Origin of the sequence: Bradyrhizobium viridifuturi, from assembly GCF_001238275.1 — a bacterium.
In the GTDB taxonomy this organism is placed as follows: domain Bacteria; phylum Pseudomonadota; class Alphaproteobacteria; order Rhizobiales; family Xanthobacteraceae; genus Bradyrhizobium; species Bradyrhizobium viridifuturi.
The window spans coordinates 1-6,841 of the sequence record NZ_LGTB01000095.1 but is presented as its reverse complement, the minus strand read 5'-3'; the positions used below and the strand labels follow the sequence as shown (position 1 = coordinate 6,841).

The 6,841-nt window shown below is 62.2% G+C and carries 3 protein-coding genes and 4 pseudogenes; 6 read left to right on the top strand and 1 reads right to left on the bottom strand.

Features of this window, described 5'->3' with window-relative positions; genetic code table 11:
• Together istA and istB are read left to right on the top strand one after the other, a co-directional pair.
• Positions 1–1,261: IS21 family transposase (gene istA / locus ALC15_RS40555; RefSeq protein ID WP_050632099.1), on the top strand; the 1,261-nt coding region annotated here is incomplete at its 5' end.
• A gap of 9 nt (positions 1,262–1,270) precedes the next feature.
• A pseudogene (gene istB / locus ALC15_RS42910) lies at positions 1,271–1,939 on the top strand (IS21-like element helper ATPase IstB); the annotation flags it as partial.
• Positions 1,940–2,152: 213 nt separating this feature from the next.
• Here istB and ALC15_RS40540 read toward each other — a convergent pair.
• A pseudogene (locus ALC15_RS40540) lies at positions 2,153–3,188 on the bottom strand (IS110 family RNA-guided transposase).
• 71 nt (positions 3,189–3,259) lie between these two features.
• On the opposite strand from ALC15_RS40540, the pseudogene ALC15_RS47440 reads away from it, so the two are divergent.
• The 4 genes and pseudogenes from ALC15_RS47440 to ALC15_RS40525 all read left to right on the top strand — a co-directional run.
• A pseudogene (locus ALC15_RS47440) lies at positions 3,260–3,505 on the top strand (ATP-binding protein); the annotation flags it as partial.
• 129 nt (positions 3,506–3,634) lie between these two features.
• Positions 3,635–4,753, top strand: a complete 1,119-nt coding sequence (locus ALC15_RS40535; protein WP_050632096.1) for an ATP-binding protein — start codon at positions 3,635–3,637, stop codon at positions 4,751–4,753.
• Positions 4,754–4,811: 58 nt separating this feature from the next.
• Positions 4,812–5,027, top strand: a complete 216-nt coding sequence (locus ALC15_RS40530; protein ID WP_128089748.1) for a hypothetical protein — start codon at positions 4,812–4,814, stop codon at positions 5,025–5,027.
• A gap of 35 nt (positions 5,028–5,062) precedes the next feature.
• A pseudogene (locus ALC15_RS40525) lies at positions 5,063–6,333 on the top strand (IS256 family transposase).
• The last annotated feature ends 508 nt before the right edge of the window (positions 6,334–6,841 follow it).

Sequence of the window (6,841 nt, the reverse complement as noted above, 5' to 3'; positions counted from 1 at the left end):
CAAGCATGTGACCTTGCAGGTGCTGTGGGACGAGTACATTGCGGACCATCCGGACGGGTACCGGTATAGCCGTTTCTGTGACTTGTTCCGCAACTGGGAAGGCCGGCTGCCGCTGGTGATGCGCCAGCACCACGGCGGGGGCGAGAAATTGTTTGTCGACTATGCCGGCGACACGGTGCCGGTGGTTGACCGTAAGACTGGCGAGGTGCGCGACGCGCACATCTTCGTGGCGGTCAGGGGCGCGTCCAGCTTGTCGTTCGCGCTGGCGACGTGGACCGAGCAGCTCGGCGACTGGATCGCGGGACACAACGCGGCCTACAGCGTTTTTGGCGGCGCGACGCAACTGCTGGTGCCCGACAACGCCAAGGTCGCGGTGATCAAGGCCTGCCTCTATGACCCTATGGTCAACCGCAGCTACAGCGATATGGCGCAGCATTACGGCACGGCGATTTTGCCGGCACGGCCGCGTCGTCCGAGAGACAAGGCCAAGGTCGAGGCCTGCGTCGGAATCGTCGAGCGCTGGCTGCTGGGGCGGCTGCGCAACCGAACCTTTTACAGCCTGGCCGAACTCAACGGCGCGATCGCCGAGTGGCTGGCCAAGCTCAATGACGGACGGGTGCTGCGTCAATATGGCCGCACACGGCGCCAGCGGTTTGAGGAAATTGATGCGCCGAATCTTAGACCGCTTCCCGGCGAGCCGTGGGTCCATGCCGAATGGCGCCGATGCCGGGTCGGCCTCGACTATCACGTCGAGATCGAACGACACTACTACTCGGTGCCCTATCGCTTCGCCCGTCGGGAGGTAGAAGCGCGGATCTGCGCGCGAACCGTTGAAATCTTCCTGGGGGGCGAGCGTATCGCCGCGCACATGCGCGGCAGTGGCAACGGGCGGCACACGACGATCAGCGCCCACATGCCTTCCAGCCACCGGCGCTATGGCGAGTGGACGCCGGCAAAGATCCGCAGCGAGGCAAGCCGGATCGGCCCGACGCTGCGCCAGCTGGTCGACCGGATCATCGAGGATCGGCCGCATCCCGAACAGGGCTATCGTTCGTGCCTGGGCATCATCCGGCTTGAGAAGCGCTTTGGCGCCGAGCGCCTCGAGGCGGCCGCGTTGCGCGCGCTTGAGATCCAGGCTCGCAACTACCCGAGCATCAAATCGATCCTCGAGAAGGGGCTCGATCGCGTCCCAACGCCTGCGTCGCCTGAGCGCGAGCCGATCCTACACACCAACATCAGAGGCTCGAACTATTACCACTAAGGAGAGAAAATGCTGACACACCCCACACTCCACCTGCTTACCCGGCTCGGCCTTACCGGCATGGCCGAGGCCTTCACGAGCCTCACCGACAACGAGGAGGCCCAGGGTCTCGCTCATGCCGAATGGCTGGCGCTGTTGCTGGCCCATGAAGCGACTTGGCGTAACAACCGGCGCCTGGCGCTTCGTCTTCGCAAGGCAAAGCCGCGTCATCATGCCGTGCCCGAGGACATCGACTACCGCGCTCCCCGTGGGCTCGACCGCCGCCTGTTCGACATGCTGCTCAAGGGAGACTGGATCAGGAACCATGAGAATTGCGCCATCGTCGGGCCAACCGGCGTCGGGAAAAGCTGGCTAGGCTGTGCGCTCGGCCACAAGGCCTGTCGGGACAACCACTCTGTGCTTTACACCCGGTTGCCGCGGTTGATCGAAGAACTGGACCTTGCCCGGGGCGATGGCCGACTCGCCTCGCGGATGAAGAGCATCGCCGCCGTCGAGCTCCTCATTTTGGATGACTGGGGCCTCCAAGCCATCGACGCCAATGCCCGTCATTATCTGCTCGAAATCCTCGAAGACCGCTACGGCCGTCGGTCAACACTCGTCACCAGCCAGCTTCCAATTGCCAAATGGCATGAGCTCATCTGTGGACGCCCCGCAAGATGCAAGCGGTTTTTGAGAAGATCGGCACGTAGTCGGATGCTGCCATCTGTCCGGCCTCTGATGCAGCGATATAGCTGCGGGCCCGTATGGGAGTTCGCGGACCGGAACCAAATCATAAATGCGTGCTCCAGGCACGATGAGTTCATCTGGTTCTTCCGGCCTCGTCTCGCCGACTGTTGTGCCATACCCCTCCTTCGACCGACTAAACCTCTGACGACCTCAGGCCCGCCAAGATCATGCCTTGGCTGCGACCGGAGCCCTGTAATTCTCCTGCTTCACAAGAAGTGCCCAGACGACCCGCGCCATCTTGTTGGCGAGCGCGACGGTTACCAGCATGCGCGGTTTGCGAGCGAGCATCTGTTCGAGCCACGAACCCTCTGGCGCGCCGCGTTTGCTCGCCTGCTGCACGACAGCGCTGCTGCCGATGATGAGGAGGCGCCGAAGCGTGCGTTCGCCCCATCTTGGATGTCCCGCCGAGCTTCTGCTTGCCGCCCGTCGATCTTTGAAGAGGCGTTAGCCCAAGCCAGGCCGCGAAGTCACGGCCTTTGGCAAAAGTCTCGGCTGGCGGTGCCAGAGCAGCAATCGCGGTAGCGGAGATTGGGCCAATGCCAGGAATGGTCATCAGCCTGCGCGATACTTCGTCCTCACGAGCACGTCGCGCGATCTCTTTGTCAAGATCTGCGATCTTGCCATTGAGACTGGCGAGCAGGTCTAGCATCAATCGGAACATGGCGTGGGCCGCTTCCGGAAGCGAGCTGACCATCTCTTCTTCCTCGATGAGGTCGGCAAGCCTCGCCATATGCGAAGGCCCGTTGGGTGCGATCCAACCATATTCCGTGAGGTGTCCTCGGATCGCGTTGATGAGCTGAGTTCGCTGCCGTACCAACAGATCGCGGGTTCGAAACAGTAGACCCGCCGCCTGCTGCTCTTCGCTCTTTACGGCCACGAACCGCATGCTCGGCCGCTGCGCGGCTTCGCAAATCGCCTCAGCATCGATCGCGTCGTTCTTCTGACGCTTCACGAAGGGTTTTACGTAGGCCGGCGGGAGCAGTCGTACCTGGTGGCCAAGCTGGGTGAGCTGGCGAGCCCAGTGATGAGCCCCGCCACATGCCTCCAGCGCGACAATACAACTCGGCTGAGCTGCGAAGAACTCGAGCACCTTTCCCCGGCTAATCCGCTTGCTGAACAACGCTCGACCGCGCCCGTCTACGCCGTGAGCGTGAAAAACATACTTGGCGATATCCAGACCGATTGTGATAACCTCTGACACGGACGCCTCCCTTAAGTGGTGCTCAACACTTCCACTTTGGCACATCGATGCCTCGGCGGGGCGTCCACCCCATCATAAATGACCCAACTTACGCGGATGCCATACTTGATCGCCTGCTTCACAACGCTCACCGGCTCGAACTGAACGGCGACTCCATGCCTCGCCCGCCCCGTTCTTCCTCGGCCTTGATTACGCGGGCGGCCGATGAAGACCGAGACTGCAGCCCGCGAAGCGGACCGGCCGCTACAGCACTGTTGGGGGTGCGCGTCCGGTCAGCTTCGCTCCCTCGAGCGACCACGATCAAACATCAGACGTGATCTCTTCGGCGGCCGCTTGAACCGCCGGCTAACGAAAGTGCCAATTGCCTTGACGATCGGGTACTTCACCTGCGCGCGATCAGATCGGAACGCTGCGCGGCATCAGATTGGAATACCTGCGCGCGATCATTGGAATCCGCAGAAGTCTTCGCACAATACCGGCAGGACCGCGACCGAGGTATTGCGTTCGCAGCTGTATTCACCATCGTCGCCGTCATCGTTTCGGCCCTGATCGGCCGTTATCAACCTGGACTGGCGAGAGCACGCGACGCCGCTGAGAAGGGAGCACGTGCACGCTCGGAGTTTTTTGCCATGATGAGTCACGAAATCAGGACGCCGGTGAATGGGGTCATCGGCTTGGCCGACGTCCTCGCTTCGGCTGAGTTGCCGCCTGAGCAGAAGAATATAGCGACCACGTTACGCTGCTCTGCAGATCACCTTCTCCAAGTTCTCGACGACGTTCTGGATTTTTCGAAGCTGGACGCTCAGAAGGTCAAAATCGAAGCCATCGACTTCAATATTCACCAGTTAGTCTCGACGTCGATCGATCTTTTTTCGTCCCGAGCCAAAGCCAAGCATCTTCGACTGACCTCGACGATCGAAAAGCGCGTCCCGCTCATGGCGAATGGCGATCCGGCGAAGCTGCGTCAGATCGTGTTGAACCTCATCGGGAACGCGATCAAGTTTACCCAGGCGGGCTATGTCGACGTGCGAGTCAGGGCTGAGGCGGGCCGCGGAAGAGCACTGACTCTGTTGTTCGAGGTCACTGACAGCGGGGTCGGGATTCCCCCTGACGCCATGGCTTCGCTGTTCCGCGAGTTCTCGCAGGTCGATAGTTCGGTGTCCCGCCGCTTCGGCGGTAACGGCCTCGGCCTTGCCATTTGCAAGCGCTTGGTGTCCGGCATGGACGGTGATATCCAGGTCGAGAGCGCCCCGGGCAAGGGCAGCAAGTTCCGTTTCTTCATTCAGGCGACATCCGTTCTCGACGAACCACAACAGCAAAACGATCCGCCGCAGAGCTATGAAGCGAACCAATTGCATCTGCCGCTGCCGAAAGTACTCGTTGCCGAGGACAACCGTACCAATCAGTTCGTCATTGTAAGTCAATTGCAGAAACTCGGGGTCAAGCCGGATCTCGTCGAGAATGGCGAGCAGGCCGTGACCGCGCTCCGGACGGAACGCTATGACCTCGTCGGCGATCAGGGTGAGACTTCGCATTGCCTCGCCCTAAAAGTTACCGGATGCTGAGCCGTTGCCTCACGTAAGTTGCTCCCTTGGACTGGGAACGAGCGGGAGCGAAGATGGGGTGGCTAAGCATGGGGACGCGGAAGGAACTGACGGCGGCGGCAGGCGCGCGCTATCCTATGAGGCGGCGGCGATCGAGGCGCTGCCGGTGACGCTGTTCCTGGAGGCGCACAAGCGAGCGCCGAAGCAGATCATCCTCGATCTCGACGCCACCGGGGATGTCCCGGGTTCTGTTGAATTTCTGAAGAGGTCGGCTTTGCCCCCCTTGAGCCGGTAGCTCGGAGTGCTGATTCCACAAAGGAGAGCAACGCCATGACGAGAGATATCACACCGGCTGGTTAGCCGGCGACTGGGGGCTGTGGACGAAGCGTATGCAGAAGTGCGGGCGAGCTTCGATCGGTTCTGCCTTGCGGCAGGGATCGAGGCGCTCGGCACGATGATGGAGGCGGATGTCACGGCGGCCTGCGGGCCGCGCCACGGTCGCGATGCGGCGCGGCGGGCGCACCGTTGGGGCCGAACGCGGGGACGGATCGGTTTTCACGGCGGCAAGATCGAGGTCGAGCGCCCGCGGCTCCGGGGCGTGGACGGCCGCGAGGTCACGATCCCGAGTTGGGAAACGGCAGCGCAGGAGGACTGGCTCGGTCGCTGGGCGATGAACCTGATGCTGATCAATGTGTCGACGCGCCGGTTCGGCCGCGCTGTCGGGCTGCCCGAGGGGGACGTGCCGGCAGCCCGGATCGGGGGGTTCGAAGTCGGCGGCCTCGCGGAGGTTCGTAGCGCTGTCGGCGGCGCGGCTGGCCGACTTCATGGCTGCTGATCTGTCCGCGCTCGACCTTCTGGTGGTCCAAATCGACGGGCTGCATCTCGGCGACGATCTCGTGCTGGTCGCCGCGATCGGGGTTGACGGCGAAGGCAACAAGCATCCGCTGGCGCTGGTGGAAGGGGCGACCGAGAATGCCGCAACGGTTCAGGTCCTGCTGGACAACCTGGTCTCGCGCGGGCTCGACCCGACGGTGCCAAGACTGTTCATCGCCGACGGCGCGAAGGCGTTGTCGAAGGCGATCCGCCGCACCTTCGGTCCGGCCGCTGCGATCCAGCGCTGCCAGATCCACAAGGCGCGCAACATCATGGAACGCCTGCCGAAAGAGCATCATGCGGCCACCCGTCGGGTGCTGCGCCAGGCCTGGGAGCTCGATGACGCCGACAAGGCCGAAAAATTGATCCGCAATCTCGCGCGTCGACTCGACCAGCAATGGCCCGGCGTAGCGGCCAGCATCCTCGAAGGCCTCGACGAAATCCTGACTGTCGTCCGGTTGAAGCTGCCGAAGCAGCTTCGTCGATCGCTCGCCTGTACCAACATCGCCGCGAAGATGATGGGCACCATTCGCCGCGTCACGCGCAACGTCAAACGCTGGCGGGATGCCGGTATGGCCTTGCGATGGTCGCGGCCGGCATGATCGAGGCCAACAAGGGCTTCCGACGATTGAAGCGCATAAGCAATTGTCGGTTCTGCGGCGGCTCTTCAAGCTCGCTACAATCGCATGGCGATCATCCCCGTTGCCCACGTCACGAGGGCCGCGTAACATTCATTCCGGCAACGTCAGCCCGACCTAGTTCAACAGCGATCGGGACATCCCCGTTGGGTGACGATGTCTCCGAGATCGCGGGCCGCTGTCAGGACGGCCCACAGGCAAGTAACGCTTGTCGTTCTGCCGTGATGGGCAGGCAGAACGTGGGCACGGCGATAGCCGTAGTGAACGCGGGCATGACAGATCTCCTTGATCTGATGTTCGAGGGCAGCCTGGCCGGAGCGACGCGATTTGTAGTGGCATGTCGATCAGTCGAGTGCCGCGCAGGTCCTGCGGATCAAGGCCTGCCACGTGCCGCGGACTCCGTCGACCAGCTTGCGCTTGCGGCTAGCCTCTCATAGCTAATGGGATGGTCCACTCCGTCCTCCCAGTGCAACAATGGCGGTGCAGACAAGGAGGAGTGGTCATGGCACATCGCAAACCAACGAACGTGGCGGTCTATGGAGTCGATCTTGGCAAGAACGTCTTCCACATCGCAGGAGCCGATGCCGATGGCGCGATT